At 61.2% G+C, this 19,790-nt stretch carries 15 protein-coding genes; 9 read left to right on the forward strand and 6 right to left on the reverse strand.

Translation table 11 applies throughout. The features are described 5' to 3' along the window. Positions 1–118 precede the first annotated feature (118 nt). Positions 119–403, forward strand: coding sequence for a hypothetical protein (locus IGX34_RS01780; RefSeq protein WP_192553939.1), 285 nt, complete (start codon positions 119–121; stop codon positions 401–403). Positions 404–462: 59 nt separating this feature from the next. Continuing rightward, positions 463–666 carry a DUF805 domain-containing protein gene (locus IGX34_RS01785; RefSeq protein WP_225737137.1) on the forward strand — a complete coding sequence of 68 codons (204 nt, stop codon included), beginning with the start codon at positions 463–465 and terminating at the stop codon, positions 664–666. Between the two features lie 132 nt (positions 667–798). Here the strand turns inward: IGX34_RS01785 and IGX34_RS01790 are convergent, their stop codons facing one another. Next, positions 799–1,350, reverse strand: coding sequence for a hypothetical protein (locus IGX34_RS01790; RefSeq protein WP_192553940.1), 552 nt, complete (start codon positions 1,348–1,350; stop codon positions 799–801). 140 nt (positions 1,351–1,490) lie between these two features. After that, positions 1,491–7,691, reverse strand: coding sequence for an autotransporter-associated beta strand repeat-containing protein (locus IGX34_RS01795; protein ID WP_192553941.1), 6,201 nt, complete (start codon positions 7,689–7,691; stop codon positions 1,491–1,493). A 355-nt stretch (positions 7,692–8,046) separates the two neighbouring features. Here IGX34_RS01795 and IGX34_RS01800 point away from each other — a divergent pair, with 355 nt between their 5' ends. Next, positions 8,047–8,265 (forward strand): PspC domain-containing protein, encoded by a 219-nt coding sequence (locus IGX34_RS01800; protein WP_225737138.1) that lies wholly within the window; start codon positions 8,047–8,049, stop codon positions 8,263–8,265. 36 nt (positions 8,266–8,301) lie between these two features. Continuing rightward, positions 8,302–8,754: a cupin domain-containing protein gene (locus IGX34_RS01805; protein ID WP_192553943.1), complete on the forward strand. Its 453-nt coding sequence runs from the start codon at positions 8,302–8,304 to the stop codon at positions 8,752–8,754. 264 nt (positions 8,755–9,018) lie between these two features. On the opposite strand, the gene IGX34_RS01810 is transcribed toward IGX34_RS01805, so the two are convergent. Continuing rightward, on the reverse strand, positions 9,019–9,810 hold the full coding sequence (locus IGX34_RS01810; RefSeq protein WP_192553944.1) for a class I SAM-dependent methyltransferase: 792 nt from the start codon (positions 9,808–9,810) through the stop codon (positions 9,019–9,021). Between the two features lie 457 nt (positions 9,811–10,267). On the opposite strand from IGX34_RS01810, the gene IGX34_RS01815 reads away from it, so the two are divergent. After that, a complete protein-coding gene (locus IGX34_RS01815; protein WP_192553945.1) occupies positions 10,268–14,701 on the forward strand; it encodes an RHS repeat-associated core domain-containing protein in 4,434 nt (1,477 codons plus the stop codon). Between the two features lie 45 nt (positions 14,702–14,746). Beyond that, on the forward strand, positions 14,747–15,091 hold the full coding sequence (locus IGX34_RS01820) for a hypothetical protein (protein ID WP_192553946.1): 345 nt from the start codon (positions 14,747–14,749) through the stop codon (positions 15,089–15,091). 139 nt (positions 15,092–15,230) lie between these two features. On the opposite strand, the gene IGX34_RS01825 is transcribed toward IGX34_RS01820, so the two are convergent. Continuing rightward, the gene (locus IGX34_RS01825) at positions 15,231–16,739 is read right to left on the reverse strand and encodes a serine hydrolase domain-containing protein (protein ID WP_192553947.1); all 1,509 of its coding nucleotides are present in this window, start codon (positions 16,737–16,739) and stop codon (positions 15,231–15,233) included. A gap of 325 nt (positions 16,740–17,064) precedes the next feature. Here IGX34_RS01825 and IGX34_RS01830 point away from each other — a divergent pair, with 325 nt between their 5' ends. From IGX34_RS01830 to IGX34_RS01840, 3 genes are read left to right on the forward strand one after another with little or no spacing between them, the layout of a single operon-like run. Continuing rightward, positions 17,065–17,460 (forward strand): BPSL0067 family protein, encoded by a 396-nt coding sequence (locus tag IGX34_RS01830; protein ID WP_192553948.1) that lies wholly within the window; start codon positions 17,065–17,067, stop codon positions 17,458–17,460. Next, the gene (locus IGX34_RS01835) at positions 17,447–17,785 is read left to right on the forward strand and encodes an STY0301 family protein (protein ID WP_192553949.1); all 339 of its coding nucleotides are present in this window, start codon (positions 17,447–17,449) and stop codon (positions 17,783–17,785) included. The genes IGX34_RS01830 and IGX34_RS01835 overlap by 14 nt, the downstream gene beginning before the upstream one ends. Positions 17,786–17,838: 53 nt before the next feature. Continuing rightward, positions 17,839–18,168 (forward strand): hypothetical protein, encoded by a 330-nt coding sequence (locus IGX34_RS01840; protein ID WP_192553950.1) that lies wholly within the window; start codon positions 17,839–17,841, stop codon positions 18,166–18,168. Between the two features lie 113 nt (positions 18,169–18,281). On the opposite strand, the gene IGX34_RS01845 is transcribed toward IGX34_RS01840, so the two are convergent. Continuing rightward, positions 18,282–18,560: an XAC0095 family protein gene (locus IGX34_RS01845; protein WP_192553951.1), complete on the reverse strand. Its 279-nt coding sequence runs from the start codon at positions 18,558–18,560 to the stop codon at positions 18,282–18,284. A 440-nt stretch (positions 18,561–19,000) separates the two neighbouring features. Next, positions 19,001–19,732, reverse strand: coding sequence for a TSCPD domain-containing protein (locus tag IGX34_RS01850; RefSeq protein ID WP_192553952.1), 732 nt, complete (start codon positions 19,730–19,732; stop codon positions 19,001–19,003). Positions 19,733–19,790: the final 58 nt, after the last annotated feature.

Below are 19,790 nucleotides of genomic sequence, written 5' to 3' on the forward strand. Positions count from 1 at the left end.
CCAGGCTCCCGGCGCCCTGGCCACGGCTGGGGCGCCATTTCAAAATCGGGCCCCTCATACGTCATAGCCGGTATCTGCCGGACGCCTGCGTCCGGCCATCCCCCAGGACGTGTGCCCCGTGGCCTTGACCCGCAAAGACATCGAGCAAGAATTGACCACCCTGGGCGGCCTAGTGCCGCGCCTGCTGCAGGACAGCCGCGGGGCCGAATTCTGGATCGAGTTCCTGGAGCGCGCCAACGCCATCAAGGACAGCGCCCCCGCCGCCCTGCGCGACTGGGTAACCGAGCGCATCTACCAGCTGCTGGCCGAATACGGCATCTCGCCTCCGTGGCAATGGATCAGCGGCAATGCCGCGCAGGCCGGTCGCGTCTATGCCTTTCCCAGCGGCAAGCGGGTTGCCTGAGATCGGCTCCGCCGGACCGCACGCCGCACTAAGCTAGGCCCAGCTCCGATCCGGAGTCCATGCGCGAGGCGCTTATGCATACGCATCCGTTCTTTGGGTTGATCGCGGCGGTGCTGGCAGTGATTCCAAGCTGGAAAATCGTCTCCAAAGCTGGCTACAACGGCGCCTGGTCGCTGCTGATCTTCGTACCGCTGGTCAACTTCATCATGCTGTATGTATTCGCCTTCAGCGAATGGCCGAAAGAGCGGCAGCCACTGCCATAGCCCTTGGCATGGCGCCGATGCGCAACGCGATCTTGCCGATTCAAACCCATCGGCCAGTTCAATCGAATTCAAGCGCTGTAGCCGCCGCAGGCGGAGTGCTTGCCACTCCGCCTGCGTCGTATAGATCACCGGCTATTTGGCGCCTGCTGCCGCTACTGCTGTTGCATCTGACGGAATAAGTTCGGAAGAGCACCAACGCTGTTTGCCGCCCTGCCCGGCAGTCGTATCGGCCGAAGGCGAGCAATGGCCGTACACGTGAGTACCTTGCAGCTTCCAGTATCCGCGCAACACCGGCCCTTCCGAAGCCAGGGTGAAGTACACGTTGGTATTGCCGTCAGCCTGTGGCTGCGCGTGCAACGTCACGTTCATCAGCAATTGCGCGCCTTCGTGCCTGCCGTTGACCAGGGCGGACGAGGTGGTCCAGGTGCGCACGTTCTTCCACAGCAGATCGTTGACTGCCGTGGGCAGGCGCTGGGCGTGCTGGATGGAACGCACCTGGCCACGACCATCTACGTAGACCAATAGCGGCAGATTCATCACCTGGCCGGCCTGGTTCTGCGCGTTGGCGGCGGGGGCCGTTTGAGCGACTGGAGAGATGCTCGGGGAAACACCGCTTGCCATGGCGCTCGCTGCGCCTGCAAGCAAAAGAACGGGTAACAGCGAAACTACATTTGCACGGTTCATATCCTTAACTCCTGCAAATGATGCGTGGTGGCGGACGTTGCAGGGTCGGTTTACTCCCCGCCAAAGCGGGGTGTCAAGCCGCAAGAAATAGCGCAAGGAAAACCCCTCTCCCGGCCGGGAGAGGGGCCGTTTCATACCGCTCAGAAGTGCTTGGTAAAACCGAAGCTCAGCGCGTTGTCGTGCAGATGACTGCCGAACAGGCCTTCGTAGTCGAGATACAGACTCCACGATGCACCGGCCTGCGCCACAATGCGCGCGCTTGCCGTACCCATGCCGCGTCCCTGTGCTGCAGCCGGCAACGCAAACACGGTGCCGTCCTGTGCACTGACCTCGGTCACCGGCGTCGCCGCATTGCGCGTGTCGTAGCGATAGCCGAGGCTGAACTGCGGCACATAGGTCACGCCTTGCGCCACAAAGCTGTGACCGATCGCCATCGCCGCATAAGGCTGCAACGCGATATAGCTGCTGCGCATGCCGGTTACCGGGAAATAGCTCGCCTCGGGATTGCTGCTGACCAGCGTTTCATGAAAGCCGTCCAGCGTCTGGCGCTGATACAGCACGCCGGCTGCGGGGGTGAGCTGCCATTGCGATACCTGCATGGGCCACGCTGCCTGCAAGGCGCCGGACAGCGTGTCGCCATCCGGCGTCGATGTGGCCATGCCGATGCCGCTGGCACGATTGAAGCGATAGCCGCTGTGCATGTAGTCGACCACTGCCGAGAGCACCAGCGGACCGGCATCGGCATAAGCGTAGAAGCCGCCATGCGCACTTTCGACCCGTCCATTGCCGCCGGACTTGTCGCTGCCGTTGACCTGATCCAGGCCTGCCTGCACACCTGCATGCAACACATCGCCAAACGCATGATCAGCACCGGCCAGCAGGCCGAACGCGGTGCTGTTCAAGCCATTTGCACCATCGAGCGAGAGACTGGAGCCGGTGTACTGCGCCCACACGCCAGAGCCGCATGCAGCGGAAGTGACGTTCTGCATCGACGGTGCATTGCCTGCACCACAAGCCGCGTCATGCGGCATCAACGCCACATCGAGCACGGATACCAGATCTTGCTGGCTGACCACATTCGCGCTGCGCATCAGATTGCCGTACAGGCTGCCGTCGAGCGGAGCGACCTTGGTGGTGGGAGCCGATGCAGCCGGCGCCAATATCAGGTCGGCTTCGGTGCCGGTGTAGCTGATCTGCGAAGTAAGCGAACCCGGCACGGTACCGTTGACCGTGGCGAACGTGCCGCTCAACGCGCCAGCCTGCACCAACGTGAACTTATTGGAGCTGTAGGTGCCCGGGGCGAAAATCAGATTCAGGCCGCCGCCGAGCGTTGCGGTGCCGCTGACTGCCAGGCTCGATGTCTGCGTCGGCGTCACATCGAGCTGCAGCACGCCGTCGGCATTCTGCAGGTAATTGCCCTGGATGCTGAGCGTGCCGATGGAACCACCGGCCCACACCAAGCCATCGTTGGTGACATTGCCGATCACCGTGCCGTGTCCGCGCAAGGTGGCGCCGCTTTGCACATCCACCGGGCCATCGATCGATGCCGATGCATGATCGCTGTCGCCCACCTCCAGCGTGCCGGCGCTGATCGTGGTGCCACCCGTGTAGGTATTGACGCCATCCAGGATCAAGGTACCGATGCCAGTCTTGCTGACACCGCCGCTGCCGCTGATCACACCGCTGTAAGTACCGTCGCTGGTCTGGTCGAACTCGGTGCTAGCGTTGTTGACGATGCCGCCTTCCAGGCTGCCCGCATTGCCTTGCAGCGTACCGGCGTTGACCGTGGTGCCGCCGGTATAGGTGTTCGCGCCGCTGAGCACCAGCGTGCCGCTGCCGCTCTTGACCACTGCGCCGCTACCGGAGATCACACCGGCAAACGTGCCATTGGCGGTTTGATCGAATGCCAGCGTGGCGTTATTGGCGATATTGCCGTGCAGGCTGTTGCTGTCGCCCTGCAAGGTACCGGCACTGATGGTGGTGCCGCCGCCATAGCTGTTGGCGCCGGTGAAGATCAGCGTGCCGCTGCCGCTCTTGCTCACTGCGCCACTGCCGGAAATCACGCCGGCGAAGGTGCCGCTGCCTTGCTGCACAAAGGCAACCGTACCGCTGTTGGCGATATCGCCCTGCAGGCTGCCTGCATCGCCCTGCAGGGTACCAGCGTTCACCGTAGTACCGCCGCTGTAGGTATTGGCGCCGCTCAGCGTCAGCGTCGCGCTGCCGTTCTTCACCAGCACGCCTGTACCGGACATCGCACCGGCATATGTACCGTCGCTGTTTTGCACAAACACTACGGTGGCGTTATTGGTGATATCACCCTGCAGACTGGTGCTGTCGCCCTGCAACGTACCCGCGCTGACGATAGTGCTGCCGCTATAGGTGTTGGCGCCGGCGAGCACCAGCGTGCCCGGGCCGCTCTTCAACAAGCCGCCGGTGCCGGTAAGCGCCTGCGTTACGGTGAAGGTATTGGCGGCATCGGCAATATCGAAACCGCCGCCCGGCGCGCCCCAGGTGATGCTGCGCGCGGTCTGCTGGAAACTGGTGCCGGTGATTTCCAGCGAGCCGCCTTCGAAATCCAGCGGGTCACTGCTGCCACCCAGATTGGCATCCGAGGACACCGACAAATAACCACCGCTCAGCGTGGTAACCCCGGTATAGACGTTGCTGCCGGTGAGCACCAGGGTGCCGCCGTCGGTCTTGTTGAAACCGTCGACGCCATCCAGCACGTTATCGATGATCGCTGTATCCCCGCTGCTTACGCGCAGCACCGGCGCCACGCCGTTCTGGCCAATCAGATCGATGCTGCCGCCGGTGAGGTGATAACCGTCGCTGACGAACTGCATGCCGAGCGCGCCGACATTGCCGTTGCTGTCATCCACCGTCACCGTGCCCGCCGCGCCACCGAAGATCGCAAAGCCGGGCTCGGGCGACATCGGTCCCACGAACTGGCCGGTGGTATCGGACCAGGTATTGGAAAACAGCGACCAGGTGCCGCTGCCGCCGCCCATGGCACCGGGACCGGCCTGGCCGTTCGCATCCCATTCGTCGAGCGTGAGGTTCTGCGTGTCGATCAGGTTGATCTGCCGGCCGACAGTAAGTATCTGCAGCGACATGCCTGGCGGTGGCGCAAAGCCGCCACCGGTGATGGCAAGCGTGTTGCCCCACTGGAACAACAGATACAGACCCGGGCCCATGCTGCCGAGATTGTTCACATTGAGCGTGGACGTACCGATGCTCAGATTGCCGTGCACCACGACATGGTCGCTCTGGCCGGGCGTGGAGAAATTCGGCCCCGGTGCGCCGAAGTCGTAATTCAACTGCGAGCCATCGCCGATGGTGAGGTCGCCCAGGATGGTAAGCGAGCCCAACTGTCCGACAGCGCCCGGCACCAGGGTGCCGCCATTGGAAAGCATCACGCTGCCTTCCACCACGCCGTAGCCGCCGAAGCGGCCGCCATTGACGCTGACGTCGCCGGCTATCTGGGACGTGTCGTGGGTGCTGTCGCCCACGAACAAGCTGGCGCCGGCGTTGACGCTGGTGAGACCGGTATACGTGTTGATGCCGTTGAACAGCTCGCTGCCGCCATTGACCTGCACGCCGCCACTGCCGCTCATGACACCGCTGTAAGTGTCACTGGCGTTTTGGATATCCAGCGTCATCGCGCCCAGCTTCACCGAACCGCCGCCGGCAAGGCTGCTGATCGGCAGTGTGCTGCCGGCCGTCATGCCGGTGGCATCGATGGTGGCGGTGCCCGTGTTGAATTGCACGCGCGAATCGCCGTTGCCCAGCTGGCCGCCATCGGTAAGCGTCAGCGTGCCGCCGTTGAAAATGGTTTCGCCGCTATAGCTATTGGCGCCGGAGAAGGTTTCCGCACCGCTATCCAGGGTGAGGCCGCCGCTGCCGCTGATAACGCCGCTGTAGGTATCGTTGGCGATTTTGATATCCAGCGACGCACCGCCCATCTCCAGATTGCCGCTGCCAGCAAGACTCAGCAAAACCAGCGTGGAACCGGCGCTGAGACGGGTGGCATCGAGCGTGCCATTGGCCACATTCAGGCGCGACAAACCATTGCCGATCTGCGAACTGCCGATAAGCTCCAGCGTGCTGCCGCCATTGATGGTGGTATCGCCGGTATACACGTTGTAGCCGCTAAGCCGCTGCGTGCCGCTCTGCAAGGTCAGGCCGGCAGTGCCGCCACTGATGCCGCCACTGAATAGATCGCCAGCCTGGGCGTCGGTGATTTCCAGCACCACGCTGCCCAAGGTAAGCGTGCCGCCGCCATCCAGGCTGCTTATTTCCAGCTTGGCACCTGGGCCCATGCCGCCGGCGTTGAGCGTACCGTTGAGTTCCAGTCGCGACGCCGTGCTGCCATTCACACCAAGCTGGCCGTTTGAATTGAGATTCAGAATGGCACCGGCATCGATCGTGGTATCGCCGGTGTAGGTGTTGGCGCCGCCAAGCACCTCCGTGCCGCCCGCCAGCACAACACCGCCCGTGCCGGAGATCACGCCATCGAAGGTGTCGCTGGCCGGATTTTCGAGTACCAGCGTATGCGCGCCCAGCATCACGCTGCTGCCGCTGGCGCTGGAAGAGAGACCGGAGGCCAAAGCAAGGGCACCGGTGATATTGCTGAAGTCGATCGTATAAGCGTTGACACCGCCGGAAATGACCGCGGCCTGCAGGTTGCCATCGTTCTGCAGCAGCACCTCGCCGCTGTTGATGAGCAACGGCCCGCTGAAACCCGCCAGTTCGCTGCCGGCTGCAAAGGTAAGCTTGGCGGTGCCATCCTTGATCAGTTCGCCCGCGCCGCCGATGGTGCCGGCATAGCTGCCGTCGCTGCCCTGGTTGAAATCCACCGTCGGCGCGCCGCTGCCCAGACTATTGTTCGCAAACGTGAGGTTGCCGGCAAAGGTGCCGCTATTGCCGGTCAGCGTGCCTTGTTGAATGATCCAGTTGATGCCCGCGTTGCCGCTGCCGGTCAGCGTCCAATTGCTGTTGCCGGATTTGACATTGTAGGCGAAGCCGACGATCAGGCCTGCGTTCAAGCTGCCACTGTTGTCGCCGGCAAGGGTCAGTACGTCGCCACCATTGGTGGTGCCGCTGATGCTTTGCAGATCACCGGTAAAGATCGCGCCCGCATAGATGGCCAGCTGATTGCCGCCGCCGGAAAACAGCACCGCATCCGCCTGCACATTGCCATTGCTGCCACCGTCAATGGTGCCGTAGTCGATCACGGTCTCGCCGCCCCAGGCGCGCACGCCGACACCCGGCACGCCATCCTGCGAACTGCCGCCCACCACACCTGTCACGTAGGCATTGCCGCCGCTAACTTTGCCGTAGTTGGTCAGCGAGGCACCGGCGCCGACCAGGTTGACGCCAGCACCGCCGCCGCCATAACCGCCACGCTCGCCGCTGCCGTCCTGGAACGTACCGGGGCTGCCGCCGGTGCCGCCTGCAATCTGGCCAGCACCTTGATTGGTAACAGTTGCGCCGGCGCCGAGCACCAGCAAGCCGTCCCCACCACCGCCGCCACCGCCGGCATAGCCACCGCTGCCGCCGGTGCCACCATTGCCGCCCATCAAGCTGCCGCCGACCCTGAGCGTTGTGCCACCAGCGCCTGAGGCGATGATCACGCCCGCGCCGCCACCGCCACCACCGCCGGGATCGCCGTTGTAGGCCATGCCATTGGCCGCCGTCGCCGGTGCGTCACCGCCTTTGCCGCCTTTGCCGCCACCGATGGTGGTGGTGGTTCCGACCAACCAGCTCTGATTGGACTGGCTCAGGTAGGCACCCGCACCACCACCGCCACCACCAGCGCCAACGATGCTTTGCGAATTCGCAGCGGCCGCCGCTTCACCGTCGCCGCCGTTGGCGCCGGTCACCGAGCTGCTGACACTGTTGCTCGCGCCCACGCCGCCGCCACTGCCGCCGGTGGCGGTGATGTTGATCGAGCTGTCGGGATTGAAAATGCCGTTCGAGCCGGTGCCGCCGACACCGCCAACGGCCGTGCTGCCAGGGCCTTCGCTAGTGTTGGTGATCCAGATCGTCGCATCGCCGCCGGTGCCGTTGCCGGCACCGCCGTCCGGACTGCGCGTGGGGCGCTGGCCGATGCCGCCCGGCGCGGCGCATCCGGATGGATCGCCGGGCGTGCAGGTCTGACTCCACGCGGGCGAGCTGAGGCAGGCAAGCGCAAGGCCTGCGATGGCCAGCGCCAATACCGTGCGTCGCGGTGCGCGCGACGTGGCCTTGGCCGCCGTACCGCCTTGCGCGCAAGAGAGTTCCGAAGCCACCTGCACGACAGCAAGCGACCGATTCCAGACGAGCCGATAGACGCGGTTCATTTCATTGTCCCCCTGACCAGGCATATCGCGGCGCATGGCGCACGACCCCGGCTGACAGCGCGGCATGTGGGTGCCGCCGAACGTGTTCCGAATGCGCCATGCTTGGCGCAATAACCTTCGCAACCGTATGTGCCGCCGCTGATCCATCACCGGACGGGCGCGGCTATCGTGATGGATGTCACCACTCGCAGCAACCGCTTTGGCCGGCAAAACGAACCGCGCGCGGCGACCCTTCACAAGCTGGAGCGCGCGACGGTGCGATCCGCAAAGCGCCCGCTGCAACGCAGGACTTTCCACACTGGCACGTCACCCGGCGCCATCTAAGATCGAGCGCACGATGACACCGGAGGCTGCCATGGAACGTCCCTTCAAACGTGTAAAAAAGGCCGCCTGGCTGGGCGGCGTGTGTGCCGGACTCGCCTACGCCATGGGCACACCTACCTGGGTGATCCGCGCGCTATGGCTGCTGCTGTTTCTGGGCGCGGGCATCGGCGGCCTGATCTATCTGGTGTTGTGGATTGTGGTGCCGCGCTGGCCGGCCGAACCGCTCGACTATGAAACCGTGACCGCCTGACACGCCGCCACGCATCGCCCTGCTACGGAGCCACCCATGCCCAAGATCGATCTCGCCAACGTGCCCAAACTGCAGGGCAGCGGTTATCCCGCGCCCTTCGATATGCCTTGCGCCGAACGCGTTCGCCAGCGCCTGGGCGATGCGGGTGGCATCGGCGATTTCGGCGTGAATCTGATGCACCTGCCGCCGGGCAGTTGGTCCAGCCAACGCCACTGGCATGCCGAAGAAGATGAATTCCTGTTTGTGCTCGCCGGGGAACTGACCCTGGTCGAAGACGATGGCGAAACCCTGCTGCGCGCCGGCGATTGCGCCGCGTTTCCCAAAAACTCCGGCAACGGCCATCACCTGATCAATCGATCCGCTGCCGTGGCCACGTATCTGGATATCGGCTCGCGCTCGACTAGCGATTCGGTGGTGTATTCCGATATCGACCTGCTGATTGCCAGCACCGACACGCGCTACCTGCACAAAGACGGCTCGCCTTATTGAGCGCGACGACGAGCGCAACCGGTAGCTTGGGTTACCCCGGATTTGATCCGGGGGTAACCCAACGGGTCTTCATCGCAACGACGAAACATTGTTGGGTTACGCTGCGCTAACCCAACCTACGTGGCATGGCGGTACGCCATGCGATGCGCTTGGCCATGAAGCGCCAGCAGGATCGAATCCATAAACCGCGCGATCGATTGCCTCTTTGCGAGGGCACGAATCGACGCGGCACACCCTCTGGCTCGATCACCGCCCACGCCTCGCTCAATGCGACGGCTTGCGGAACTTCAACACAAACTTGTCCGTATGCCCTTTGATCGCCGGTGCAAAGATCAACGTGTCATGCGCATCCTGCGGATTGGCCAGCACATCGCTCTGCGCCTCCAGCACAAAGCCCGCCGCCTTGGCCTGCGCAATCACCGTGGCCGGATCGATTCGATGCAAGGTATGCGCATCGCGTCCACCCGAGCCTGGTGCTGCCGCATGGTCTACCACCACAAACACGCCGCCGGGCTTCAAGGCTTTGAACACCGCCGCATCCAGCTTCGCCGCCTGCTCCGGCCCGGTACTGCCATCCACACTGAATACGCTGACCCCGCCGTAGACATCGTGGTAATTCTGCGACGTCCACACCACATCCAACGGCGCGCCGACATCAAGCCGGTCATAGGGGCGCACTTCGAGGCTGGTATTGGCGCTGTAGGCAGGATCGGCTACCAGCGCGTGAATCGGCTTGAGCTTTTCAGCCGGCGCCTTGGCAACCAGGCTTTCCGGCAGCACCGCGTAGACATGGCCGCTGGCGCCCACCACTTTGCTGAAGATACGCGTGAAGTAGCCACCGCCAGGCATCACATCCGCCACCTTGTCACCCGGCTTGATACCGGCAAAGGCCACCAGCGAGGCCGGCTTGCGTGCCGCATCAGCCTGCTTGTCCGCCGCCGGGCGGCCGCTGTCGGCAATGGCATCGGACACATAGGCAGGCACGGGTGCGGTCTGGGCGTGCAACAGCGTTGCGGTGCCGAGCAGCAGGAAGGCTAGTGTTGAACACGTTTTCATAGCGGTTTGCAGCTCCATAGAACGGGGGAAGATGTCCGCTTCAAACGGACACCACGTTTGCGTTGGCGATTGCAGTCCCTGAGGGACTTGCGCTCTGCATTGGCACGGCTTCGGAGAATGTGAGCGAGAGGCTAGCGGCTGCGCCAGCGGTGTACAGGCAGCACGGCGCAATTTCAGAAATTGCAATTTCAAATAGTGCGTGCGAATGCCCCGCCCAGGGCCGCCCGAGGAAATGCCAAACGGCTCACGCTTTAGCAAGACGGCCCACGCCGCCTGCACGGGGACACAACCATCTAACCATTTAACAGCACCCATGGATCGTGTTCGTCCCACTCCACGGATCTAGGGGAAATTCATGTCGTTCGCAAAGAGCTGGCCAGGGTTGGCGGCAAGGAAGTACCTGTCGAATTCGCACAAAGCAGATTCAAAGGGCAGCAAGGCGGGTAAGGCGATCGTTTTGTTGGTAGCAGCGTTGCTTGCTGTCAGCGGCGGTGCATTTGCCGAAACGGACGTCATTACGGATGACGGGGGCGGCGGTGGAGGCGGCGGCGACATTACTACGCTTCCGCCAGTGATCGTTACGGCACCCGATCCGGGCGGGGACGCCGGCGGCGATGGTGGCGACGCGCCCACCCTGCCGCCGGTCAATGTCACGGCGGACCGGGCGCCGGATCCAGTCGAAACCCTGGGCACAGTCGTGGTTACCGGCCAAGTGCCGCCCCCGGCAGTAGCACCGCCCATCCATATCGGCAAAACGCCATCGTCGGTAACCACGCTGGCGCCGGTCACCGTCAATGCCGCCATCCCCAAGACCAAGACCCAATGCCAGGTCGGCGACCCGATCGATCTGGGCACCCAGGCCAAGATCGAGGCAAAAACGGACTTCGCCCGGCCGGGAGAAATGGGCCTGAAATTCGTCCGCTATTACAGCTCCAACGCGCAGAACCAGACCGCCTTCGGCACCAATCTTCGCGTCGGCGCGTGGACGACAAGCTACGACTACATCCTCACGCTCGATAGACACCAGACCTCAAGCTGCAACTACCTCGCATCGAACAGCACCTGCCCGCTGGTGCTGGTGCGCCCTGATGGCGCCACGGTGGAATTTGCCCCGGGCGTGCCCAACGCCGACGGCTCGGCATCGTTCGCCGAGGTCAACGGCGGCATGGCGACCATGACGCGAAGCAGCAGTGGCGCCTACACCATCCATGACGAGAACTCCAAAGTAATGCAATTTGGACCGGCCATTTATGGCGGCAACTTCTTTTCGATTACCTCGCTCAAGGATCTTGCCGGCGTCGGCTGGACATTTACCTACCCGGACGCCAACGACACCGTGGTCACCCACACCTCCGGCCAGACCGTGTCGCTGCACTGGACCGATACGGCATCGGGCCTGGGCGATTTCGGCCAGACCATCAATCGGCAATTGACAGTCACTGACCCAAGCGGAAAGGTCTACACCTACAGCACGACGATTCCGCAGGGCAGCATCGGCAACGTGGTCGGCACGCGATACCTCACCGGCGAGCTGCAATCGGTGACGTTCTCCGATTCGCCGGCAACGGTGGTCAGCTACAAGTATCAATCGGATGTATCGAACGCCAACGGGCTCTACGGCTATTACCAGTATGCGTTGAACGAGGTCGACTACGACGGCAACGTTCACGACACCACCAGCTACAACGCCATGGGCCAGGCAAGCCAGACCATGCGCGCTGACGGCACGGACAAGGTATCCATTGCCTATACGAGCAACGGCACCGGCGTTGTAGCAACGGAAACCAATCCGCTCGGCCACGTCAGCGTTTACCAGTTCGACAGCAATGACAATATCGTTTCCGTTACCGGCCAGGCGGCCTCGCAGTGCGATGCGTCCTTCAGCTCCCAGACGTATGACGCCAATGGGAACGTCAAGACGCAAACGGATAGCAATGGCAACGTCACCACCTACAACTACGCGGCCAACGGGCAGCTTCAGCAAGAAATAGACGGCACCGGCACCGCCACCAGCCGCACCACCAACTATGCATGGGATACCACGCCAGGTACCGACCGCCTGACATCCATCACCGTGGTGGGCGCCCTGCAAACGGCGTTTAGCTATACGCCGCAGGGGCGTATCGCCGCGGTGACACGCACCAATCTCACGGCCAATGGCGTGGCGGGCCAGGCACACCAAACCAGCTACGCCTATACCTTGTATGGCAACGGCATGGTGGCAAGCGTCAAGGTGACGCCGCCCGACACCAGCAATACGCAGACCTATACCTATGACACGCTGGGCAATATCAGCAGCATCACCGACGGCCTGAATCGCGTTACGACCTACAATGCTTATGACGGCCTGGGCCGCCCCACACGCATGACCGATATGAACGGGGTGATCACGGACTACGTGTATACCACCCGCGAATGGCTTGCCACCAAGACCGTGCGTGCGAATGCCAACGGCACGCCCTCGCCCGTCGATGCGGTGACCAAGTACACCTTTTTCAATCTTCCCTACGATGTCATCACGTCGGTAACTGACCCGGACGGCATCACTACCAACTATTCATACGATTCCTCGCAGCGGCTTACCCGTATTACGGATGCCATGGGTAACTACATCCAGTACACGCTCGATGCGGCCGGCAATCAGACCGAACGAGCCGTCTACAACGCATCCAACCAGGCGACCAGCTTTGCATTTCAGCAATTCAACGTGCTTGGCCAGCTGATCGGCACGTCCAATGCGGCCGGCACCACGGTGGTGTCATACGCCTATGACCCCAACGGCAATTTGACCGATGCCACGGATGCCAACGGTATTGACACGCACCGCACCTACGATGCGCTCAATCGTTTGCAAAGCACCGTGCAGAACTTCAATGGATCGGATGCAGCCACGAAGAACGCCACGACGACGTTTGGCTATGACCCGCTGGGAAATACTGCCAGCGTCACCGACCCCAATGGCCTGAAGACGAGCTACGCCACGGATGCGTTTGGGCAAATCTGGGTCATCAATAGTCCCGACAGCGGCGAGACGCAATTCTCCTTCGACGGCGGCGGCCGCCGCACCGGCAAGATAGACGCCCGCGGCGTGCAGCAGACCTATAGCTACGATGCCGTCAGCCGTGTCACCGGCATCCAATATCCGGCTCACCCCGCCCTCAACGTTACTTACAATTACGACCAGGCAGACCCGGTAGCGATTTGCTCGTCCAATTTCAATAAAGGTCATATGACCAGCATGAGCGACGAGACCGGCACGATGGGCTGGTGCTACACCAACGTCGGCGACAAGGCGATGGAGCAGAAGATTCTCAACGGCGGCACGTATACGACGATCATTACCAAGACGCCGGGACGCCGTACGAAGAACATCCAATACCCATCGCTTTCCGAGCTGACCTTCGGCTTCGACGGCGACGGCCGCGTCAGCAGCATCAATTTCCAGCAGAACAACGTCACCAACAATGGCTTCCAGATCATTGGCTCGGTGACGCCGATCATCAGCAGCGTCGGATACCTGCCGTTTGGCCCCATGACGAGCTATACCTGGGCGCAGACCGGATCGCCGACGGAATCGCTGGCCTATGACGGCAATTACCAGCTGATGGATATCGTCAGCCCCAAGTTGAACCTTCATTTTGCGCGGAACACCCTGGGCGACATCACCGCCGAAGGTGCTACGGCGGGCGCCAATCCGGCCACGGAGACGTTCCAGTATGACCCCCTGCATCGGATAACCAACATCGAGGGATCGGGTGGCGCAGTGGAACAAGGCTTTACCTATAGCGGCACCGGCGACCGCTTGTCCAAGTCGGTAGCCGGCTCGCCCATAGTGGCCTATGCCTATACCTCGGGCAGCCATCGCCTCAGCGCGGTAGGCAGCAGCCCCGTGCAGAACGACGCCATGGGCAATGCCATGGTGATGACCGCGCCGAACAATGAAGTGATCGGCATCGACTACGACGATCGCGACTACGTCACCGGCGTCACCAATGCCACCACCAGCGTAGCCAACTACCACTACAACGGCTTCGGACAGCGCGTTACGCGAACCGTCACGGTAGCGCCGTTCGACCAGGTGAAGTACATCTACGAACCGGATGGCAGCAATCAGATCGTAGGCGAGTATTTCACCACCGATCACCGGGAATACATTTATCTGAACAATATCCCGGTCGCATCCGTATACGATTCCAGCCCGCAATCCACGGGCGTTATCCAGGATTTCTACGCAGACCAGAACGGCACCATCCGCGCCGCCACGGATACGCTGGGCAACCTGGTGTACAGCTGGAACTGGAACAACAACGCTTTCGGCGAAGCAGCGGCCAGCGGCAGCTCCACCTACTACACGCGCTTCCCCGGGCAGCTTTACGACGACGAGACCGGCCTGTTCTATAACGGGAAGCGCTATTACAACCCCTCCACCGGTCGCTACCTTCAGAGTGATACGGTGGGTCTGGCTGGCGGCGTCAGCACTTATGCGTATGCCGGTGGCAATCCGCTATCCAATATCGATCCCAACGGCGAGGCGTACTTTGCGCTGCGCCGCTTGAACGGGCTTCCCTGGCTTGGTTTGGCTTCGAACAATTCGACGGACGCATCCATGGAGGATCAGGTCGCGCACGAGCAATTGTTCTTCGAGGATGGCAAGGCACCCAGCAACCTCGGCTTTTTCCCGAACGGCGTCCACTCCGACAATTTCGACGGCACGTGGCATAGGCTGCCCGGCGAATACAACGACTGCGTCATGCGCCAGGCGGCCAATAATGTAAGCATGGGTCAGTACCATCTCTTCGGCAACAACTGCCAGACCTGGGCGGACAAGGTTCGCGCGATGTACGACCAGCTGGTATTGAACGGAGCGCTCAACTCCGGGGCATGCCAGTAACTTTCAACGTCATTAATGTGATCGGATAGAAGAGCGGGAAGGCATATGGTTGCGTTGTTCTTCGTAGTTTCTGTGCTGGCCATCGTGCTCATCATGCCGGGCTGGCTTTGGTGCGGCCGTAAGCGCCATCAAACCATGTGGCTTCTCGCTCTGCCGCCCCTAGGCATTGGCCTATGGGCGGCCCTGGCCAAGCTCGGCGTTGGTGCGCAAAGCCTGGGCAATATTGTTGAAGCACTCGTCATAGCTGCGGTGGCGGTCTTGATGGCCTACGTGAAGTTCTTGCTGCTGGACCGGGCGGGCTTTTCCAGGTCCGGTGTTATAGCCGCTTACGTCGTCGTTGCCGTGGTGACAGTGGGCCTGCGACTGTTTATGCCATCCATGCCCGAATAACGGCTGCTCACCTTGGCGCGAGCAGTTGCATGACTTGGAGTCCAGCCTCGAACCCAAGGGGACTGGACGTGAAGAAGCAGTTTGCCTGGAAACAGATCAGCGGCTTCCCGCGTGAGAGGGGCGTCGGCGGGCCGCACCCTCAATGCTGCGTTGGCGCAGGAGCCGCAGCACCCGGCTTTTCGAGCTTGGCCAGTTCCTGCTTTGCATGCGCGTTCTGTGGATTCAAATCCAGCGAGCGCTGATAGTTGGTCTTGGCGCGCTCGATATCGCCCGCGTCCGCCAGGCCTTCCGCAAAACTGTCATAGGCATTCCAGCTCTTCGGGTGATGCACCACGTTGTATTCGAAGACGCCGACGGCATCCTTCGCGCGCCCGTCTTGCAGCAGCTGATAGCCCCACTGGTTCACATAGTTTTCCGACAGATGCAGCTCCGGATGCTGGCGACTGACCTGCCCCACCGTGGCATCCACATTTTGATAGCCGCGCTGCGACAGCGCCTGCTGCAAGGCGGCCAGCGCCGGGGGATCGCCAAAAATGCCCTGCCTGATGCGGTCCGACATCTCCTGCAGCTCGCCCTGGGTGGTGCGCGTGCTGCGGTTGGTCAGCAGCACGATGCCGTAGTGCGAATCCGGATAGAGATCCATAAAGCTGGCGAAGCCGAAAGTACCGCCGCTGTGGCTGAGATGACGCTGGCTATCCACCGTTTCGCCAATCACCCAGTTGAAGCCCACCGCCAGGCTGTCGACATCGCCCCACAGCGGTTGCTGGGTCAGCTTGAGCGCGGCATCGCCTGCCAGCAATTGCGCCTTCGTATAGCGTGCCATGTCATCGGCGCTGTAGCGCAAGCCGCCCGCAGTCAGCAGGTAAGGAGGGGTGTAATGCGGCGCGGGGCTGCCATCTTCGCCATAGGGCGTCGCCATCTGCGCCGTGCGCGCACTGGATACACCGCTCTGCATGCCCAGCGGCCGCTCGATATAGGCGGCGAGCAGCGTCTGGTATGGCTTGCGGTAGATGTTCTCGACAATCGTGCCCACCAGTACCGCCGCCACATTGGAGTGCTGCGGTTCCGTACCCGGCTTTTCGCTGGGTGCCACCTTGTGCAGATCCGAAAAAAAAGCCGCACTGGAATAATTGCTCAGCAGCTTTACGGCCAGCGGCAGCAGCTTCTTGGGATCGGTCTTTTTGATCAACTCGCTCAAGTCAGGCAAGTTATCGGGCAGCTCGGAGGTGGTCGACACCAGGTTCGACAACGTGACCGGCGTGCCCTGGAACTGCAGATTCGGATACTTGCCCGGCAGGTAGCGCCGCATGTCATCGGAAATAGTGGCCTTGTTCTCGATCAAGGCATGCGCCAGCAGCAGACTGGAAAAGGTCTTGCTGATCGAGCCGATCTCGTAAACCGTATCCTTGGTCGGCAACTGCGCCTTGCCGCGGGTGACCGTGCCGAAATTGAAAAACTGCACCTGCCCATCGCGCACCAGCGCAATGGATAGGCCATCGGCCTTACCCGCCTTGATAAAAGCCGCCCCCTCCTTCTCGACCACCTGCCCCGGATCGTTCGGCCTGGCCGGCGCGTCCTGTGAAGCAACGTTTGTGCCCAGGAACAGGCACAACACACCCAACACCACTGCAGTCAGCGACTTGGTCATGACTAGGCCGTGTATTTGGTTAAAGGGAGATGCGACTGCGGGATGCTAGCAAGGGGTTGATGGGCTCACAACATGGCTTGCCGCGGGCGCTCTGCCAGTTGCCATAGCAATCTTTAGCATCAGCGGCACCGCCGATCACCTCGGCCTATGTTGCAAATCAACAGGGATCGGTCTTCTGGAAGACAAATTCGAAAAAACCGAAGACGGAAAAGAATTCCCTTACAGCTCCTATCGCCTATTCGTGATCGATCATGCTGCGAACAGCGTGATACAGATGCATTCGCCAAATGCCAGCTCATATCAAGACTTCATCAAGGAGGATGCCATGCCTTATATCGCGGACATGAGGAAAACCATCAGCATGGTTCAGGCCGGAAAATTGATGGGCAATGGGCAGTGTGTTTCGCTGATCCACGCGGTAACAGTGATTCCGCCAGCATCAACATGGCGCCGCGGCCTGCAGGTTAAAAACAGTAAAAACATTCTGCGAGGAACCATCATTGCCACCTTCGACCGCTATGGGCATTACGGCAACCAGACGAACGGCACCAGTCACGCCGCGATCTATCTGTACCAAACGCCAACTGGCATCGTCGTCATAGATCAATGGAAAGGCCATGGATCTCAGAAGGATCATGCTCCACAACAAAGGACGATACACTTTGATGGCCTTTCGAGCCTGCCCGTCAACAAGGGAGATAACTACTATGTGGTGGAGTAAATGGCTCGCACCGGCTTTGGCGCTCGGCATATCCGCAACAACCTTTGCGGCACCACCACACCGCTACGCATGCCCGCCAGCACTGGTCGACGGCCAAGTCAAACACGCATTCCTGAATGTCGAAGCTTACGACGGTCCACCCGAGCAACAGGCAGCCCTGATGGGCGCTGAGACGAAAGACGGCGTCAAATGGGAATTCGAAAGACCCGGCGATATCTACCTGATCTGCGGTTATAGCGGAACCAGCAAGACCATCACCGTCCATGCAGCCAAGGTGACCGCATGCAAAGGAACTGCATCGCCCTTGGCCGCTTATTGCGACTAGAAGGCGACGAAAGCCGAAGCATCGTGGCCAACAGGCCATACATGGAGGTTGTTATGCGCCACATTCTTATCGGCACCGCACTGTTGCTTGCCATTGCCACAGCCGCATGTGCTCATATCGAACAACCGGCGCAGCTGACGGGCTCGGATGAAGGTACCGTCGCATGCAAAAGCGAATCTGCCTCGGTTGCCCTTCTACGGGCATCGCCACCCTCGCTGCCCACCAACGACAAGGTGCTAAATGCCTTTGTTGCGCGCGGCGACTGCCTGGTCATGCCTGCCGGCTGGCAAATTCTCGTGGCGGAAGATCCACTGCTGGACCAGCAAGAACAGCATGCTTCCAAATGGACCACCCGCACGCCGCACGGGATCGTCCATATGTAGGGTACACCGATGGGTGGCGACTAGGTCAAGCAAGCCAAGGGAGGGAGATTGCTTACCCCCCTCCCCTCGCTCAACGACAACCCACCGGGCTTAGTCGCCTACTCCAGCGTGAACTATGGGTTGACCTGCCGTCCCAACGCTTTATATGCGGATGGCGTAAGGCAACCATCCAATGCGGCACCCATCTGGGTCGACATGCGCAGAAAGAGCTGCGACAGCGCCGTAGGCGACAGCCGCACGACATCGTCTTCCTCGCTACTGGTACGCGAGGCCAGCGTGGCGAAGATATCCAGCTCGCAGCGGATTTGAATCAAGGATTGGCGGGCTGATTCGGGGAGGTGGTAATGCACTTCGCGGATGGAGGGCGAAGAAATGTTGGCAATTGCTTCCATGATGACGTCTTCTACGTGATTAAAAACACGCGATGACGTTTCTAGGTATCAACGCGAGGTGTCGGGAGGCTAGAAAACCGCACGTAGACGGCGGGCAGTTTTTCCCTTGCGGGTGTTCTATAGCTGCCCCCTCCCGACGTAAAAGCTCATCGGAGGAGTGCCCAAAGTACACAAAACCCGCCTGTCGAGGGCGGGTACCGCTACGTGGGGAGTTTTCTAGGCTCCGTGGGACGAAGCGTGCGTAGCGGAGTTGCAGGCGTCAAGAACGAGCTTGGAATTTAAAAAAGGATCGAAGGTGGCGTGTTGCACAACCATCCTTCGCATCTATCTCAATCGCCCACACAACAAAAATACCTAGTCCCAACCCTTAGCAATTCGGGCATCAAAAAGCAAACAGGCAGCGTAAGCGCTGCCTGTTTGCTTAACTCAGAATTCGCAGATTAACCACACTTGGAATACCCACAGTTCAAACACGTCTGACACCCATCCATCAACACCAACGCCTTGGTATTGCACTTCCCGCACAAGGTCGCCCCCGGCGGGAAGCCCGCGGAGTCATTGGTGTCGGCGTCGGTGGGGCTCAGCTCAGTTTTTTTTTGCGCAGCCTGCTCGTACGCGGCGCGCTTCTCGGCGATCAGCGCGCGCTGGGCATCGGTCATCTCCGGATCGTGGATCAGGCCGATGTTCTTCATGTGCTGCTCGATCACCGCACCGATCTCGGCCACGATGCTGGGCATGTAGATGCCACCGGACTTGAAGTAGCCGCCGCGCGGGTCGAATACGGCCTTGAGCTCTTCCACGATGAAGGTGACGTCGCCGCCCTTGCGGAACACGGCGGAGAGGATGCGGGTGAGCGCGACGATCCACTGGAAGTGGTCCATGTTCTTCGAGTTGATGAAGATCTCGAAGGGGCGGCGCTGCTCGTAGGCGGTGCCGGCGTTGAGCACGATGTCGTTGATGGTGACGTACAGGGCGTGCTCGAACAGCGGTGACTTGATCTTGAAGGTGGAGCCTATCAGCGCCTCGGGGCGCTCCAGGCTCTCGTGCATCTGGATGACTTCCGCAACGGGCGCCTCTTTGGCTTCGGCGACGGGTGCGGCAGCGAGTGCGGCTTTATCCTCGGGTTTGACGACCTGGTAGCCCTTGATCTTTTTTTCGATCTTGATCGTCATGTGCGGAACTCCTGAGGTGGCGCGGTTCGCTTGGTATGCGTGGATGGCGTTGCTGAGT

The sequence above is a fragment of the Dyella acidiphila genome (genome assembly GCF_014863405.1).
Lineage (GTDB): Bacteria > Pseudomonadota > Gammaproteobacteria > Xanthomonadales > Rhodanobacteraceae > Dyella_B > Dyella_B acidiphila.